The sequence below is a fragment of the Roseovarius litoreus genome, from assembly GCF_900142765.1.
GTDB classification, from domain to species: Bacteria; Pseudomonadota; Alphaproteobacteria; order Rhodobacterales; family Rhodobacteraceae; genus Roseovarius; species Roseovarius litoreus.
In genome coordinates this window covers 160,894-176,416 of the sequence record NZ_FRCB01000009.1, presented here as the reverse complement: position 1 = coordinate 176,416, position 15,523 = coordinate 160,894, and the positions used below count along the sequence as shown (strand labels likewise).

The following is a 15,523-nucleotide window of genomic DNA, read 5'->3' as shown; positions in this document are numbered from 1 at the left end:
GAGAACGGTGTCACAACCCTCATCGAAGCCATGATCAACCAGGAACTCGGCGAACCCTTCCGCCGCGACGCCATGAAAAAACCCGTCGCCGTCGCGGGAATCAGCCGCGATGATATGCGTCCCCAGAAGGTCGCGTAACGCAAAAGACAGGGGCAAGCGCATGACACGAACACCCTCGGAGTTGTTGCTGTCACAGGCGCTTGCGACCCGTTGCAAGATCGCTTTGAGCGAAGGCAGTGACCCCCGCATCGTCGCGGGGGCGCTGGCCGCGCAAAGACAGGGTCTTGCCGATGTCATCCTTGTCGGGGATGCGGCGGCCGTGCGGCAGGAATTGAAGGCCCAGGGTGCCGCAGAGGGCGATGGCGTCTCGGTCGAAGATCCCGCGACCTCGCCCCTGACGGACGGCTTTTCCGCCGTGTTCGAAGACTTGCGGCGCCACAAGGGCGTTGATGCCGAGGCTGCGCGCAAGGCGGTTTTGTCCCCGCTTGTCTTTGCCGCCATGTTGGTCCGTGAGGGTCACGCCGACGGTACGGTGGGCGGCGCGGTCGCGACGACCTCGGATGTGGTCCGAGCGGCGCTGCAGGTCATCGGCAAGGCGCCGGATGCAGCTCTCGTGTCCAGTTTCTTTCTGATGTACCCGCCAACCAATGCGACGCCCCATGCCCGCGCGATGGTCTATTCCGACAGCGGGCTTGTGATCGATCCGAACCCCATCGAGCTTGCCTCGATCGCGGCGGCGTCGGCGCGCTCGTGCCGGACCTTGCTGCGCGAGGATCCGAAAGTGGCGATGTTGTCGTTTTCCACCAAGGGCAGTGCGAGGCACCCGCGTGTCAGCAAGGTGACCGAGGCTCTCGATCATCTGCGCGCAGAGCATCCGGATCTGGACGCCGACGGGGAATTGCAGTTCGATGCAGCCTTCGTCCCATCCGTGGCCGCAACCAAAGCGCCGGGCTCGACCATCGCGGGACAGGCGAACGTGATGATCTTCCCCGATCTCGATGCAGGCAATATCGGCTACAAGATGACCCAGAGGCTGGGAGGATATTCAGCGATCGGCCCGGTGCTTCAGGGGCTGGCCAAACCGGCCAACGATCTGTCCCGAGGCTGCGTGGCCGAGGATGTGACGCAGATGATCGCCGTGACGGTTCTTCAGGCGCTGGACCGACCATGATGGGAACGATTGCCTGACATCATCGGATTTCGCGGAACAGACATGCGGATAACGCGAAAGAGTCGAAAACAATATCGCCGGGCGGTTCAAACTGCCATAAGCAGGCGTTGAACAGCAGGGGAAGCCGGATGACGCATCATCAGCCAAAACTCGATACCTCGCCGAAAGTGTCGGATGAGGTTCGCAAGACCACCTGTTACATGTGTGCCTGCCGGTGTGGCATCAATGTCCATATGAAGGATGGCAAGGTCGCCTATATCGAGGGCAACCGGGATCATCCCGTCAATCGAGGCGTTCTGTGCGCCAAGGGCAGTGCCGGCATCATGCAGCACAATGCACCGTCACGACTGCGCGCGCCGATGAAACGGGTGGGACCGCGCGGATCGGGCGAGTTCGAAGAAATCTCATGGGACGAGGCGCTTGAGATCGCGACAGGCTGGCTCGCGCCGCTCCGGGCCGAGAACCCCGAAAAGCTGGCGTTCTTCACGGGCCGCGACCAGTCGCAAAGCTTCACCAGTTTCTGGGCGCAGAATTTCGGCACGCCGAATTATGCGGCCCATGGCGGGTTCTGTTCGGTGAACATGGCGGCGGCGGGCATCTATACGATGGGTGGCGCATTCTGGGAATTCGGTCAGCCTGACTGGGACCATACCAAGCTGTTCATGATCTTCGGCGTGGCCGAGGACCATGACAGCAACCCCATCAAGATGGGGATCGGACGGATCAAGGCACGCGGCGCGAAGGTGATCGGGGTCAACCCGATCCGCTCAGGCTATAATGCGGTGGCTGACGAATGGGTCGGCATCACACCGGGTACCGACGGTCTGTTCATCCTGGCACTGGTGCACGAGCTGTTGCGGTCAGGCAAGATCGATCTGGATTACCTGGCGCGCTACACGAATGCGCCCGTTCTGGTGAACATGGACCCGGACTCGGTCGAGCACGGGCTGTTGATGCGCGACGAGGACGGCAAGACACTGGTGATCGACCGCAAGACCGGCAAGCTGACGCCGTTCGATCAAAAGGGTGTGCAGCCCGATCTGTCGGCGACCCATCGGCATGGCGGTGTCACGCACAAGCCGGTCATGCATCTGATCGCCGAACGCTATCTTGATCCGCAATACGCGCCCGAGGCCGTGGCCGACCGCTGTGGCGTCACCGCCGACAAGATCCGCACCATTGCCGCCGAACTTGCGCGTGTGGCCTTCGATGAGGAAATCGTGCTGGATCACGAGTGGACCGATTTCCGCGGCGAGACCCACAAGGTCATGAAGGGCCGCCCCGTCAGCTTCCATGCGATGCGCGGGATCTCGGCGCATTCCAACGGGTTCCAGACCTGCCGCGCGCTGCATATGCTGCAGATCCTTCTGGGCACGGTCGAGGTACCGGGGGGCTTCCGGTTCAAGCCGCCCTATCCCAAGCCGGTCAGCGCCCATCCCAAGCCCCATTGCAAGGTGACACCGGGCAAGCCGCTGGATGGCCCGCATCTGGGCTATGTGCAGGGGCCGGACGATCTGGCGCTAAAGGACGATGGCAGCCCGGCCCGGATCGACAAGGCCTATACATGGGAAAATCCCATGTCGGCGCATGGGCTGATGCATATGGTGATCTCGAACGCGCATGCGGGCGATCCCTACAAGATCGATACGCTATTCATGTATATGGCGAACATGTCGTGGAACTCGTCGATGAACACGCGCGGCGTGATCGAGATGCTGACCGACAAGGATGACAGCGGTGCGTATGTGATCCCGCGCATCATCTATTCGGATGCCTACAGCTCGGAGATGGTGGCCTATGCCGACCTGATCCTGCCGGACACGACCTATCTGGAACGGCATGATTGCATCAGCCTGCTGGATCGTCCGATCTGCGAGGCGGATGCGGCGGCGGATGCGATACGCTGGCCCGTGGTGCAGCCGGATCGCGACGTGCGCGGCTTCCAGTCGGTGCTGTGCGAACTGGGCGCGAAACTGAACCTGCCGGGCTTCGTGAATTCCGATGGGAGCCAGAAATACGCCGATTACGCCGATTACATCACCAATCATGAACGCAAGCCCGGCATCGGCCCGCTTGCCGGCTGGCGCGGTGGCGAGGACGGCCCGAGTGATGGGCGCGGCGCACCGAACAAGGATCAGCTTCAGAACTACATCGACAATGGCGGGTTCTTCATCAAGCATATCCCCGATGCCGCGGCCTATTACAAACCGTGGAACTCCGGCTATCAGGACTGGGCCGTGGAACTGGGGCTGTATGACAGCCCGCAGCATTACATTTTCGATCTGTACGTCGAGCCGCTGCGCCGTTTCCAACTGGCCGCCGAAGGGCATGGCGACAGGCAACCGCCGGATCACCTGCGCGCGCGCATCCGCGAAACCCTCGATCCGCTGCCGATCTGGTATGCCCCGTTCGAGGATGGCAGCGTCGATACGAACGAGTTCCCGGTTCACGCGCTGACACAACGACCGATGGCCATGTATCACAGCTGGGGCAGCCAGAACGCGTGGCTGCGCCAGATCCACGGCCATAACCCCCTCTACCTTCCCACAAAATTGTGGGAGGCGAACGGCTTTTCCGATGGGGATTGGGCGCGCGTGACCTCGGCCCATGGTGAGATCACGGTGCCGGTGGCGCATATGGCCGCTCTGAACGAAAACACCGTCTGGACATGGAACGCGATCGGCAAGCGCAAGGGCGCATGGGCGCTGGACAAGGATGCACCGGAGGCGACCAAGGGCTTCTTGCTGAATCACCTGATCCATGAATTGCTGCCGCCCAAGGGTGACGGGCTGCGTTGGGCGAATTCCGATCCGGTGACCGGGCAAGCCGCGTGGTTCGATCTGCGGGTGAAAATCGAAAAGGCCCAAGCACCGGCCGAAAGCCAGCCCGGCTTTGACGCGATCAAATCCCCGGTGGGTCAAGGCCCCGACCATCTGGAATGGAAGGTGGGGCAATGAGTGGCAAAACCCTGACACTGCTGGCGATCATGGCATTCGTGGCGCTGACGCTTGGGTCGTTCATCTGGTTCATCGCCACATGGGACAAGGAAAACGAGGCGTCGGTGACAATGGTCATCCCGGCCCCGGCAACAGAGGAGCGCTTGACATGACGTCGCTTCCCGAAACCACTCAGCGCAAGATGGGCCTTGTGATCGACCTGGACACTTGCGTGGGCTGTCACGCCTGCGTCGTGTCCTGCAAAGGCTGGAACACCGAGAATTACGGCGCACCGCTGTCGGACCAAGACCCCTATGGCGCAGACCCCTCGGGCACGTTCCTGAACCGCATCCACTCCTACGAGGTGCAGCCCGATCAGGGTGCGGCGCAGTTGATCCACTTCCCGAAATCCTGCCTGCATTGCGAGGATGCCCCTTGCGTGACCGTGTGCCCGACCGGCGCCAGCTACAAGCGGGTCGAGGACGGGATCGTGCTGGTCAACGAAACCGACTGCATCGGTTGCGGCCTATGTGCCTGGGCCTGTCCTTATGGCGCGCGCGAGATGGATGCGGCCGAAGGCGTCATGAAGAAATGTACGCTCTGCGTGGACCGCATCTATAACGAAAACCTGCCCGAAGTGGATCGCGTGCCCGCCTGCGTGCGGACCTGTCCGGCAGGGGCGCGTCATTTCGGGGATCTGGGCGATCCGGACAGCGACGTTTCGAAACTGGTGGCCGAGCGTGGCGGCATGGACCTGATGCCCGAGCAAGGCACGAAGCCGGTCAACAAGTATCTGCCTCCGCGTCCCAAGGACCAGATGGACCGTACCGCTGCCACCGCACCAAAGCCCGATGGCCAGATCGATGTGCTGGCCCCGTTCCTCAAGCCCGTCGCCGAAGAGCCCAAAGGCTTTATCGGCTGGCTGGACAAGGCCCTGGAGAAACTCTGACATGCATCCTGCTCCTTCCGTCATCATCTTCACCACCTTGTCGGGTCTTGGGTTCGGGCTGCTGTTCTGGCTGGGCCTTGGCATGCCCGCCGTGACCGGGTGGGTGGCCTTTGCCTTTTTCGCCATCGCCTATGCGCTTGCGGTGGGCGGGCTATTGGCCTCGACCTTTCACCTTGGTCATCCGGAACGCGCCATCAAGGCGTTCAGCCAGTGGCGCACAAGCTGGTTGAGCCGCGAGGCATGGGCTTCGGTCGCGGCACTCGTTTTCATGGGGCTCTATGCCCTTGGACTGGTATTTTTCGATGCCCGATGGACCGTTCTGGGCTGGGTCGGAGCGGCCTTGTCGTTGGTCACGGTCTATTCGACGGCGATGATTTACGGTCAGCTCAAGACCGTGCCGCGCTGGAAAAGTCCGCTGACACCGGCGCTTCTGTTGGCGATTTCAATCTCGGGTGGCGCTTTGCTGGCCGGTCAGGTGACAGCCGCGCTGATCCTTCTGCCGATTGCGGCGGTGGTTCAGGTGATCTGGTGGGTGCGCGGCGACACGGCACTGAAAACCAGCGGCACCGACATGGCCAGTGCGACGGGTCTTGGCGGTATCGGTCGCGTGCGCGCGTTCGAGGCCCCGCATACCGGCACCAACTACCTGCTCAAGGAATTCGTGCATGTGGTCGGTCGCAAACACGCGCTGAAACTGCGCGGTATCGCGCTGGTGCTGGGATACGCAGCGCCGGTCGTTCTTTTGCTGCTGCCCTTCGGGCATGTGCTTGCCCTGATTGCGGTTGCGGCGCATCTGGCGGGCATCGCGGCATCACGCTGGCTGTTCTTTGCCGAGGCCGAACATGTCGTGGGGCTGTATTACGGCAAGCGCTGAGGCCACTCATCGCGCCCATGCGCGCGTACCTCTCGTCAGCGCAAGACCAAGACACCGGGGGCCGGGAGCGTTCAGCTCCGGCCTTCGGTCCAGTCTTCGATCACCGGGTCGATCCGGCTGGCACGGAAGCGTTTCCAACGCACCCGGATGCCCCATGCAAACGCCGCAAACACCGTCAGAAATACGATGTTGAACCAAGGGATGGTTGTCTGATCAGGGCCATCCGCCGGTTTGATCCCGACCGCGTTCGGAAAGATCGAGAAAAACTCGTTGCGCCAACCGTAATGCGTGATCACGACCCATTGGGCATTTGCTTCGCTTTTCTTTGACAGCAGATCCGAGGCTTCGGCCTGCAGGTTGGACGTGTCGAACTTGAAATAGGGCGGCCAGCCCCAGCCGGTATCCTCGTTGCGATAGATCATAGGCTTGTCGTTTGTCTGGAACGTCTGAATGAAGAACACATCGCGGCTTGGCGTGGTGGGATCCGATCCGGTGTCGGCATTGGACCAGAACAGGGCGTTGGAGCCGGGATCGACGCGCTTTTCGTATGTATCGGTGATCCGCACGACATCATGCTGTGGCAGCGTGTAGTGGAAGAACGCCACGACAACGAGCCAGAAAAGCCCCCAAAATCCCCATTTCACATAGACCATTCCGGCCCCCTTACATGAAGTTCGTCACATAGATGATCACCGCCACCGCCACGGTCGGGATCACATAGACCAGCAAGATCAGCTTGCGTCGGAGCGAGTTCTCGTAATCGGTCATCCCGGCTTTGATATAGGTATCCTTGTCGCTGGGCCTACCCTGCTCGTCCCATTCGCGCTCGAGTTTTTCGCGACGCACGGATCGCGACCAGATCGATATGACCACGTAAATCGCCGTCAGGAAAAGGAAGCCGAAAAATACCAGCCGTGCAAATGCCGCCATGCCGCTTACCCCCGTACCACTTGTGGTCACCTGTCACACCCTGAATACGGGCTGTGCCAGCGCGGTGCAATGACGTGATCGCCGCAGACCAAGGCAAAAGGGCGGCCCATGGGACCGCCCTTGCATGTCAGGGATCATTGAACCGGCTTAGCCGACCACGTTGAACTCAGGGCCGTAAGGATAGCCGGTGATGTTCTCGTTGCCGTCCTCGGTGATGACGAGGATGTCATGCTCGCGGTAGCCGCCCGCGCCGGGCTGACCTTCGGCAATCGTCAACATCGGCTCCATGCTGATGACCATGCCGGGCTGCAGGATCGTGTCTATATCCTCGCGCAGTTCCAGCCCCGCTTCGCGCCCGTAGTAATGCGACAGCACCCCGAAGGAATGGCCATAGCCGAAGGTGCGGTATTGCAGCAGATCGCGTTCCTCGAAGAAGGCGTTGATCGCATGGGTCACCTCGGCGCAGCTGGTGCCGGGCTTGAGCAGCGACATGCCATATTCATGGGCCGCGACGTTGGCCTCCCAGATGCGCAGGCTGGCATCGTCCACCTCACCCACGAACATGGTGCGTTCCAGAGCGGTGTAATAGCCCGAGATCATCGGAAAGGTGTTCAGGCTGAGGATATCGCCGCGCTCGAGCTTGCGGGCCGTGACAGGGTTGTGCGCGCCGTCGGTGTTGAGGCCCGACTGGAACCAGACCCAGGTGTCACGGTATTCGGCATCCGGGAAGCCTTTGGCGATTTCCAACTCCATCGCATCGCGCCCGGCCATGGCCACGTCGATCTCGCGCGCGCCGACCTTGACCGCATCGCGGATCGCATAGCCGCCCACATCGGCCACCCGCGCGCCCTCGCGGATCAGCGCGATCTCGGCGGAGGATTTCCACAGACGCTGGCGCATCGTGGCGGGGGCGACATCGACCATGGTCAGCGGCTTGAGAAAATCCTCGAGCTTGTCGCGCTGCTGCAGGGTCAGGTGATCGCCCTCATAGCCGACGACCTTGTTTTCACCCGTCACCGACAGGATCGCACGCCAGAAATTGTCACGCTGCCAATCGGTATAGGTGATGTTGTCACCGTGACAGCGGCGCCAGGGCTGGCCTGCGTCGATGCCGGCGCTGATCGTGACGCAGTCGCTGTCGGTCACGACAAGCCCGTAAGGCCGGCCAAAGGCGCAATAGAGAAAGCCGCTGTAATAGGCGATGTTGTGCATGGAGGTCAGCACGACCGCCTGAGCGCCGGCATCTTCCATGATCTGGCGCAGACCCTTGAGACGCGCCTCATACTCGATTTCAGCAAAGGGCAGCTTTGCCTTTTCGCCGTTGTGGAAACGATACATTTCAGGACGTGCAGTCATATCGACCCTCCTTCGAAAGAAAGGTCCCGGCGTTCAGGACTGTTGGAGCATGCGGCCTTATGGGGCGACGCCATCGCCCCGACCGTGCACCTTCCTTGCCGATCCTGCGCATTCTGGCAAGATGGTTTGCGACACGCCGAAGGGAAAATAGCGACCATGAGCATCAGACCGGGACCGACCAACCTGATTACCGATGTGCCGGGCCTTCTGGTGGGCAATGCAAGCGACGACCACATCAAGACCGGCGCGACAGTCCTTTTGGGCGAAGTGCCGTTTACAGCGGGGGTTCATGTGATGGGCGGTGCCCCCGGGAGCCGCGAAACAGACCTTCTGGCACCCGACAAGACCGTTACCGAGGTCGATGCGCTGGTTCTGTCGGGGGGGTCGGCTTTTGGGCTGGATGCAGCGTCGGGAGTGGCGGATGCATTGCGGGCGGCCGGGCGGGGCTTTGCAGTTGGGGATCAGCGCGTGCCGATCGTGCCCGCGGCGATCATTTTCGACCTGCTGAATGGCGGTGACAAGCATTGGCCCGAAAACCCCTACAAACGGCTCGGAATGGAGGCGCTGGCACAGGCCGGCACGATGTTCGATATCGGCACCGCCGGAGCAGGGGTGGGCGCCACGACCGCGACCCTCAAAGGGGGGCTGGGATCAGCGTCGGTCATGCTGCCGTCGGGGCATATGGTGGGCGCTCTGGTGGTGGTAAATGCGCTTGGGTCCGCAACGGTCGGCGATGGGCCGCATTTCTGGGCGGCACCGTTTGAAATGGGCGGGGAATTCGGCGGGTTGGGGCCAGCCCCTCATTATCCCGACACGCTCATTCCCCGGACCAAGCTGTCGCAACATGCCAATACCACGATCGGGATCGTCGCCACCGATGCGATCCTGAGCAAGGCGCAGTGTACACGGCTGGCCACGGCGGCGCATGACGGCTTGGCGCGGGCGTTGGTGCCGTCCCATACGCCGATGGATGGTGATCTGATCTTCGCCGCGGCAACAGGCGCGCGGAGCGTTGAAAACCCTCTGGTCGACACGCTGGCGCTTGGCCATGCGGCGGCGATCTGCATGGCGCGCGCCATCTCCCGGGCCGTCCATGCGGCGACGCCCGCAGGCGGCGATACCCTGCCCTGCTGGTCCTCGCTCAGCCGGTAAGGGCGGCGACCATCGGGCTTGCGGGATCGGTGAGCGCATCGATCACATCGAAATGATGCCGACCCTGTGCCACATGATGCCCACAGCCCCAAGCCTCGGCCAGCCAGCGCGCCTGATCAAGAAAGACCGGCCGCTCGTCTGCGCCGACCCAGACGGTGACGTCGACATGGTCCATGGGCCGCATCAAGACGGGGCTTTCCGCCTCGGCTGAGGACATATCAAGACGAAACTGGTCGTTCATCGACGTCCTGAGCAGCGGACGCAGATCCGACACTGGCGAGATCGGGACCGCGCGCTTTAGCCGCTTGGCGGTAGCATCGGCCAAGACCCCCTGAACGCAAAGGCGCGCTGCCAAATGGCCACCCGCCGAATGCCCCGCCAGTATGATCGGACCCGGGATCTCGTCTGCGGCCATCTCGGTGGAGCGGGCGATCTGGCGGGTGATGTCGGCGATCTGCACAGCGGGACAAAGATCGTAGGAGGGCATGGCCACAGCCCATCCATGCGCCAGCGGACCGGCGGCGAGATGCGACCAGTAGGACCTGTCGAATTTCAGCCAATAGCCGCCATGCACGAAGACGCACAGACCGGCGGGCGGACCCTTGGGCAGAAACAGGTCAAAAGCCTGGCGCGGTGTCGCGCCATAGGGCCGATCAAGGCGGGCATGGCCGGTATTGGCAAGCTCTTCGCGAAAGGCGGCGGCCTGCACGGTCCAGCGAGGCGGATAGCCTTCGGCCCCTTGAATATAGGGCCCATTGGCATAGGCATCGTCCAGTTCCATCATAATATCCTGCCTCTTTGTATGGACAAGCCTAGCCCAAGATGATTTCCCTTTGCCAGACCAATCCGAAAAGGGACAAGCCATGACAAAGACCGATCTGAAATCGCTTCTCAAGGATCCCAGCCTGCTGGCCGAGCAGGCTTATGTTGGCGGTGACTGGGTAGACGGTGACAACGGCACGTTCGAGGTGACCAACCCCGCCCGCGGTGACGTGATCGCAAATGTTGCCGATCTGAGCCGGGCGCAGGTGGCCAAGGCCATCGCTCATGCCGAGGCCGCCCAGAAGGAATGGGCAAGCTGGACCGGCAAGGAGCGCGCTGCCGTGCTGCGTAAATGGTTCGATCTGATGATGGAGAATCAGGAAGATCTGGGCATCATCCTGACTGCCGAACAGGGCAAGCCGCTGGCCGAGGCCAAGGGCGAGATCGCCTATGGCGCCAGCTTTGTGGAGTTCTTCGCCGAGGAAGCCAAGCGCATCTATGGCGAGACGATCCCCGGCCATCAGCGCGACAAGCGGATCACGGTCATCAAGCAGCCCATCGGGGTTGCCGCGTCGATCACGCCATGGAACTTTCCCAACGCAATGATCACGCGCAAGGCCGCGCCGGCGCTGGCGGCGGGCTGTGCCTTTGTGGGGCGGCCGGCGACGGAAACGCCTTTGTCCGCAACGGTCATGGGCGTTCTGGCCGAGCGCGCGGGCATCCCGAAGGGCGTGTTCAGCATCGTCACCTCGTCCAAGTCCAGCGAGATCGGCAAGGAGTTCTGCGAGAACCCCGCCGTGCGCAAACTGACCTTTACCGGCTCAACCGAGGTGGGACGCATCCTGCTGCGGCAGGCCGCTGATCAGGTCATGAAATGCTCGATGGAGCTCGGGGGGAACGCGCCCTTCATCGTGTTCGACGACGCCGATCTGGATGCCGCTGTCGAAGGCGCGATCCTGTGCAAGTTCCGCAACAACGGCCAGACCTGCGTCTGCGCCAACCGGATCTATGTTCAGGCCGGGGTCTATGACGCGTTCGCCGCCAAGCTGAAAGAGGCCGTTTCCAAGCTGAAGATGGGTGACGGGCTTGAGGATGGCGTGATGCTTGGGCCGCTCATCAACGCGGATGCCATTGAAAAGGTTCAAGAACATGTGGCCGATGCCACGGCCAAGGGCGCTCAGGTGATCCTTGGAGGCGGCGAGCCTGTGCAGGGGCCGGGATACTTCCTGCCGCCGACCATCGTGACGGGTGCGACGCAGGACATGCAGTTCGCCACCGATGAGACTTTCGGGCCGCTGGCGCCGCTGTTCAAGTTCGAGACCGAGGATGATGTGATCGCCATGGCGAATGACACGATCTTCGGGCTGGCCAGCTATTTCTACGCCAAGGACCTCAGCCGGGTCTACAAGGTGGCCGAGGCGCTGGAATACGGGATCGTCGGGGTGAATACCGGGATCATCTCGACCGAGGTGGCGCCGTTCGGGGGGGTCAAGCAATCGGGCCTTGGCCGCGAGGGCAGCCATCACGGGATCGATGATTATCTGGAGATGAAATACATCTGCATGAGCGTCTGACGCCGAATCGGGGGCAAGCCTCTGGTTAACAAGGGAAAACCCGGTTCGGTATCACGTCGGTAAAACGTCGGTATCGCGTCGGTATCACGGACAGCCGCGCGCCCCGTTAACAGGGCGCGCGGTTTTTTGTGACCGTTTGGACGATGCGCTCGTCGAAGGCGGGATATCCGGGTTATTATTCCCGCGTTCCTGTCCGCCAGAACAGAGTCCGCCAGAATAGAGATTGCAGCATGAAGACATTTGCCACCGCCCTCATCACCAGCGTTTTTTTGGCCACGCCGCTTGTCGCGCAGGATCGCACCCGAGACGTCACCGGCGAGCTGAGCTATCTTGCAAGGATCGCGCTGCCGCCGGATGCGCAAGTCACCGTCGAGGCGCGCGGCGCGTTCGACACGGTCCTCGGGGAAGTTCAGTTTTCGACCGAAGGCCGTCAGGTCCCGATCCCTTTTGCCTTCGACATTCCTCCCCGTCTGTCGGGAGAGGTCAGCGCGGTGATCCGGGTGGGCGGGCAGCCGCGCTGGATCGTGCAGGATGTGCCGATCTCGGCCGGCTCAGACCCGGTCGATCTGGGCGAGCTGCGGCTTGCACAGGTCACGCCGCTGGCCTTTGCCACCGAATTCGATTGCGACGGCCAGCCGGTCTTGCTGGGGATCATCGGAGACCGGATCGCGCTGCGGATGCGGGGGCGCGATATCGTGATGACAGAAGCCATGTCGGCATCTGGCGCCCGCTTCGTCAGCGAGGGCGAGGGTACGGACGAGATCGAGTTCTGGGAGAAGGGCGGCGAGGCGATGCTGAGCATCAACGGCACCAAGGTTGCCGATTGCCAGCGCATGAGCGCGCCGGACGAGACGTATCGCGCCCGTGGCAACGAGCCGGGCTGGACCGTGACGCTTGGCGATGAGACGATCGAGGTGGTGGCCGATTATGGCGAGCTGACCCGCAGCGCCCCGCGCCCCGAGGTCGAGGTGGCTCCGGGCGCCTATGTCTTCGACATGCCGCAGATCGCGGCACGGCTGACGCTGGAAGACAGGATATGCCGGGACGACGCCACCGGCATGCCCTATCCGCATCGCGCGGTGCTGGTGCTCGATGACCGGGAATTGCGCGGATGCGGCGGCGATGCGGCAAGCCTTCTGGCGGCGGGAGACTGGCGGATCGAGGATGTGGCCGGCATGGGTGTGGTGGACGACGCACAGGCCGAAATCACCCTGAGCCGGGCCGGGCGGCTTGCGGGCAGCACGGGCTGCAACCGGTTTTTCGGCACCTATGAACTGACCGGCGAGGGGCTGAGTTTCGGGCCTGTGGGGGCAACGATGATGGCCTGCCCCGATGCGCTGATGATGCAGGAGCGCCGGATTTTCGAGGCACTTGAACAGGTGCGCCGGTTCGATCTGGATGAGACGGGTGCCTTGCTGCTGATCGGCGGGCCAGAGGATGCCCCGCTGTTGAAGGCGCGGCGGTTCTGAGGCGGGGATCAGAAGGCAAGGGGCGTGCCCCCGCCGGACAACTCCGGCGAGGGGCGAGACGGTTCGGGATCAGTTGACCGTTTCGGCATCGACCACGTCTTTTTCGTGGCCGACGGTGCGGGTGCTGGCGATCTCGATCCGGCGGGGTTTGAGCGCCTCGGGCACTTCGCGGACGAGGTCGATATGCAGCATCCCGTCGGCATGGCTTGCGCCAGTCACCTTGACATGATCGGCCAGCTGGAACTTGCGTTCGAATGCGCGGGTCGCGATGCCGCGATGAAGGAAGGTGCGGGTGCTGTCATCCTCGGCCTTGCGGGCGGAGACGAGCAGCGCGCCGTCACGGACCTCGACGCTCAGGTCGCTGTCGGTGAAGCCGGCAACGGCGATCGAGATGCGATAGGCGTCATCGGCGGTTTTTTCGATGTTGTAGGGTGGATAGGTGGGTTGCGCCATGTCACTGGACAACACGCGGTCCATCATGTCGGCGATCTGGTCGAAGCCCACCGTGGCCCGGTAAAGGGGTGCAAGATCAAAGTTACGCATTGGTCATCCTCCTTGTGAGCGATACCTGTGGTGAAGCCTTCCCGTAGGGACAGGCCGTATATGTCCGGCCCGCAGAGCGGCACCGGGACGCCTTAAATCTGGGGAGAGGGTTCGCGGCTTTCAAGACCTGCGCGGCACGGTCTCAGGGACGTGAGAACTTGGCGCCCGAGGCACGCTGCGTGTCGCCCACCTGCACGCGGCGAAAGCCGGTGTTCACGGGTTGGGCGGGGGTTGCCGCGCGCAGATCGCGCTTCAGTCCATCGACCAGCGCCGCAAGCTCCATGCCATAGGCAAGAGGACGGTCACCCCCCGGATCGCCGCCGCTGATGACCGACAGGATGCGGGCGCGATGCCCGTCGCGGGCAAAGACCGGCGCCCCCGAAGAGCCATAGGTCACGTCGCAGTCAAAGGCCATGATCCCGTCCTGATGCCAGTCCAGCCCGCATTCGCGCTGCCACGAGGGTGCCGCATCCCGGTTGCGGCCATAAGACACGACGCTGACGCGCAGCCCGTCGCGCCCGCCTTGATGCAGGAGGAACGGCGCGGCCAGAGAGGTTTCGATGGGTGTGGCCAGTTGCAAGAGAGCGGCATCGAGGCGGACATTGTCGGCGGTCATGCCGGCGGCGGGATCATAGGCCTTGGGCGCCGCATGGCGCGCGACGCCACGTTCGGCGATCACCGCGCCATCGCGAAGACCTGCGCGAAAACGGATGGTGTCGGCGGGGCGGGGGCGGTGCTGCGCGTCATAAAGGCAATGGGCGGCGGTCAGCACGAGGTCGGGGGCGATGAGCACGCCGGTGCAATAGCCCGACTGGCCCAGATCGACACGACCCACGGCCTCCCAGCCGAAGAGGTCGTCACGGTCGGTCAGGCGCATGAGGCCCGTGGTTTCGGCCATGAGCGGAGCGGCCCAAAGCCCGCAGCACAGGACTGCGCCGAGAATGGCCCGCAGACGCGTCATGGCTTTGCGAATTTCGCGCCGGTGTCGCGGGAGGCACCGGTGGTGAACATACGCTTGGGCGCCGCGTCAGTGGTGGCGGAGCCGTCAAGCAGGGCCATCAGCTCTTGCAGGGGACCAGCGAGCGGAGCGGCCAGAGAGACTTTCTGGCCCTTGAGATCGGCCATGGCCGAGACGACTGACACGATCCGCGCCTGGCCGTTCTGGAACGAGAAGATGGGCGCGCCCGAGGCGCCGAAATCGACATCGCAGGAGGTGACCAGCATGCCCTGCTGGCTTGCCATCACATCGCAGACCTGCTGCAGCGAGGGCGCGTCCGAACGGCCCCGCGCATAGCTGACAACGCCGATCTTCTGGCCTGTGACCGGGTCGCTGTCGGTCTGGAAGGGGATCACCTGCGTGTTGCGGATCGGGTGGTGCAATTCCAGCAGGGCCACATCGTGGCGCACCCTCTCGGCGATCATGGAGCCGGAGTAATCATACGAGGGGTGGATCACCGCACGGCGCACCCAACGATAGGCCGAGGCGCGGCCATTGCGCCAGCCCGCCAGGAATTCGATGCGCTCGTGATCGACCCGCGCGCCGGTGTCGCGGTCGAAAAGGCAATGCGCCGCCGTCAGCACCAGACCGGGCGCGATCAGGGCGCCGGTGCAAAAGCCGTGACCGCCGATATCCAGCCGCCCCACGGCTTCCCAGCCCCGGCCATCATCGCCGGTATCGAGCCGCTCAAGCCGACTGTCCTGCGCCGAGGCGGCGCCGGTCAGGCAAAGGGCGAGTGTGATGCACAGGCGTTTCAGCATGGTCCCTCCGGTCGAATTGGCGAAACGCTAGACCGGTTGTGGGACGAAA

General features: G+C 63.0%; 15 protein-coding genes. 8 read left to right on the top strand and 7 right to left on the bottom strand.

Annotated features, from left to right (window positions below; translation table 11 throughout):
• The first annotated feature begins 160 nt into the window (after positions 1 to 160).
• The 5 genes from pta to F3H35_RS16060 all read left to right on the top strand — a co-directional run bounded on the left by pta (position 161) and on the right by F3H35_RS16060 (position 5,930).
• Positions 161 to 1,171 carry a phosphate acetyltransferase gene (gene pta / locus F3H35_RS16075; protein ID WP_149780556.1) on the top strand — a complete coding sequence of 337 codons (1,011 nt, stop codon included), beginning with the start codon at positions 161 to 163 and terminating at the stop codon, positions 1,169 to 1,171.
• A 128-nt stretch (positions 1,172 to 1,299) separates the two neighbouring features.
• Positions 1,300 to 4,128: a molybdopterin oxidoreductase family protein gene (locus F3H35_RS16070; protein WP_149780555.1), complete on the top strand. Its 2,829-nt coding sequence runs from the start codon at positions 1,300 to 1,302 to the stop codon at positions 4,126 to 4,128.
• Positions 4,125 to 4,280, top strand: coding sequence for a hypothetical protein (locus F3H35_RS18930; protein ID WP_188130006.1), 156 nt, complete (start codon positions 4,125 to 4,127; stop codon positions 4,278 to 4,280). Before F3H35_RS16070 ends, F3H35_RS18930 begins: the two co-directional genes overlap by 4 nt.
• Positions 4,277 to 5,056, top strand: coding sequence for a 4Fe-4S dicluster domain-containing protein (locus tag F3H35_RS16065; protein ID WP_149780554.1), 780 nt, complete (start codon positions 4,277 to 4,279; stop codon positions 5,054 to 5,056). Before F3H35_RS18930 ends, F3H35_RS16065 begins: the two co-directional genes overlap by 4 nt.
• A gap of 1 nt (position 5,057) precedes the next feature.
• Complete coding sequence (locus tag F3H35_RS16060) at positions 5,058 to 5,930, top strand: dimethyl sulfoxide reductase anchor subunit family protein (RefSeq protein WP_149780553.1); 873 nt, start codon at positions 5,058 to 5,060, stop codon at positions 5,928 to 5,930.
• A gap of 71 nt (positions 5,931 to 6,001) precedes the next feature.
• Here the strand turns inward: F3H35_RS16060 and F3H35_RS16055 are convergent, their stop codons facing one another.
• The 3 genes from F3H35_RS16055 to F3H35_RS16045 form a co-directional block, all read right to left on the bottom strand.
• A complete protein-coding gene (locus tag F3H35_RS16055) occupies positions 6,002 to 6,583 on the bottom strand; it encodes a DUF1523 family protein (RefSeq protein ID WP_149780552.1) in 582 nt (193 codons plus the stop codon).
• Between the two features lie 10 nt (positions 6,584 to 6,593).
• Positions 6,594 to 6,860 carry a hypothetical protein gene (locus tag F3H35_RS16050; protein WP_149780551.1) on the bottom strand — a complete coding sequence of 89 codons (267 nt, stop codon included), beginning with the start codon at positions 6,858 to 6,860 and terminating at the stop codon, positions 6,594 to 6,596.
• Positions 6,861 to 7,007: 147 nt separating this feature from the next.
• Positions 7,008 to 8,216: an aminopeptidase P family protein gene (locus tag F3H35_RS16045; protein ID WP_149780550.1), complete on the bottom strand. Its 1,209-nt coding sequence runs from the start codon at positions 8,214 to 8,216 to the stop codon at positions 7,008 to 7,010.
• A gap of 156 nt (positions 8,217 to 8,372) precedes the next feature.
• On the opposite strand from F3H35_RS16045, the gene F3H35_RS16040 reads away from it, so the two are divergent.
• Entirely contained in the window at positions 8,373 to 9,368 is a 996-nt protein-coding gene (locus F3H35_RS16040) for a P1 family peptidase (protein ID WP_149780549.1), read from the top strand.
• On the opposite strand, the gene F3H35_RS16035 is transcribed toward F3H35_RS16040, so the two are convergent.
• Positions 9,358 to 10,149, bottom strand: a complete 792-nt coding sequence (locus F3H35_RS16035; RefSeq protein WP_149780548.1) for an alpha/beta hydrolase — start codon at positions 10,147 to 10,149, stop codon at positions 9,358 to 9,360. The two genes, F3H35_RS16040 and F3H35_RS16035, sit on opposite strands and share 11 nt — an antisense overlap.
• Positions 10,150 to 10,231: 82 nt before the next feature.
• Between F3H35_RS16035 and F3H35_RS16030 the strand changes: the two genes are divergently transcribed.
• Complete coding sequence (locus F3H35_RS16030) at positions 10,232 to 11,704, top strand: NAD-dependent succinate-semialdehyde dehydrogenase (RefSeq protein ID WP_007811431.1); 1,473 nt, start codon at positions 10,232 to 10,234, stop codon at positions 11,702 to 11,704.
• 230 nt (positions 11,705 to 11,934) lie between these two features.
• Positions 11,935 to 13,173, top strand: a complete 1,239-nt coding sequence (locus tag F3H35_RS16025; protein ID WP_149780547.1) for an META domain-containing protein — start codon at positions 11,935 to 11,937, stop codon at positions 13,171 to 13,173.
• Between the two features lie 69 nt (positions 13,174 to 13,242).
• On the opposite strand, the gene F3H35_RS16020 is transcribed toward F3H35_RS16025, so the two are convergent.
• The 3 genes from F3H35_RS16020 to F3H35_RS16010 all read right to left on the bottom strand — a co-directional run bounded on the left by F3H35_RS16020 (position 13,243) and on the right by F3H35_RS16010 (position 15,474).
• Positions 13,243 to 13,716, bottom strand: a complete 474-nt coding sequence (locus F3H35_RS16020; RefSeq protein WP_149780546.1) for an Hsp20 family protein — start codon at positions 13,714 to 13,716, stop codon at positions 13,243 to 13,245.
• A gap of 142 nt (positions 13,717 to 13,858) precedes the next feature.
• Positions 13,859 to 14,677, bottom strand: coding sequence for a trypsin-like serine peptidase (locus F3H35_RS16015; RefSeq protein WP_317510652.1), 819 nt, complete (start codon positions 14,675 to 14,677; stop codon positions 13,859 to 13,861).
• Entirely contained in the window at positions 14,674 to 15,474 is an 801-nt protein-coding gene (locus F3H35_RS16010) for a trypsin-like serine peptidase (RefSeq protein WP_149780545.1), read from the bottom strand. Before F3H35_RS16010 ends, F3H35_RS16015 begins: the two co-directional genes overlap by 4 nt.
• Positions 15,475 to 15,523: the final 49 nt, after the last annotated feature.

Coding starts and splice junctions, on each gene's coding strand:
- pta (WP_149780556.1), top strand. CDS start 161: ATGACACGAACACCCTCGGAGTTGTTGCTGTCACAGGCGCTTGCGACC.
- F3H35_RS16070 (WP_149780555.1), top strand. CDS start 1,300: ATGACGCATCATCAGCCAAAACTCGATACCTCGCCGAAAGTGTCGGAT.
- F3H35_RS18930 (WP_188130006.1), top strand. CDS start 4,125: ATGAGTGGCAAAACCCTGACACTGCTGGCGATCATGGCATTCGTGGCG.
- F3H35_RS16065 (WP_149780554.1), top strand. CDS start 4,277: ATGACGTCGCTTCCCGAAACCACTCAGCGCAAGATGGGCCTTGTGATC.
- F3H35_RS16060 (WP_149780553.1), top strand. CDS start 5,058: ATGCATCCTGCTCCTTCCGTCATCATCTTCACCACCTTGTCGGGTCTT.
- F3H35_RS16055 (WP_149780552.1), bottom strand. CDS start 6,583: ATGGTCTATGTGAAATGGGGATTTTGGGGGCTTTTCTGGCTCGTTGTC.
- F3H35_RS16050 (WP_149780551.1), bottom strand. CDS start 6,860: ATGGCGGCATTTGCACGGCTGGTATTTTTCGGCTTCCTTTTCCTGACG.
- F3H35_RS16045 (WP_149780550.1), bottom strand. CDS start 8,216: ATGACTGCACGTCCTGAAATGTATCGTTTCCACAACGGCGAAAAGGCA.
- F3H35_RS16040 (WP_149780549.1), top strand. CDS start 8,373: ATGAGCATCAGACCGGGACCGACCAACCTGATTACCGATGTGCCGGGC.
- F3H35_RS16035 (WP_149780548.1), bottom strand. CDS start 10,149: ATGGAACTGGACGATGCCTATGCCAATGGGCCCTATATTCAAGGGGCC.
- F3H35_RS16030 (WP_007811431.1), top strand. CDS start 10,232: ATGACAAAGACCGATCTGAAATCGCTTCTCAAGGATCCCAGCCTGCTG.
- F3H35_RS16025 (WP_149780547.1), top strand. CDS start 11,935: ATGAAGACATTTGCCACCGCCCTCATCACCAGCGTTTTTTTGGCCACG.
- F3H35_RS16020 (WP_149780546.1), bottom strand. CDS start 13,716: ATGCGTAACTTTGATCTTGCACCCCTTTACCGGGCCACGGTGGGCTTC.
- F3H35_RS16015 (WP_317510652.1), bottom strand. CDS start 14,677: ATGACGCGTCTGCGGGCCATTCTCGGCGCAGTCCTGTGCTGCGGGCTT.
- F3H35_RS16010 (WP_149780545.1), bottom strand. CDS start 15,474: ATGCTGAAACGCCTGTGCATCACACTCGCCCTTTGCCTGACCGGCGCC.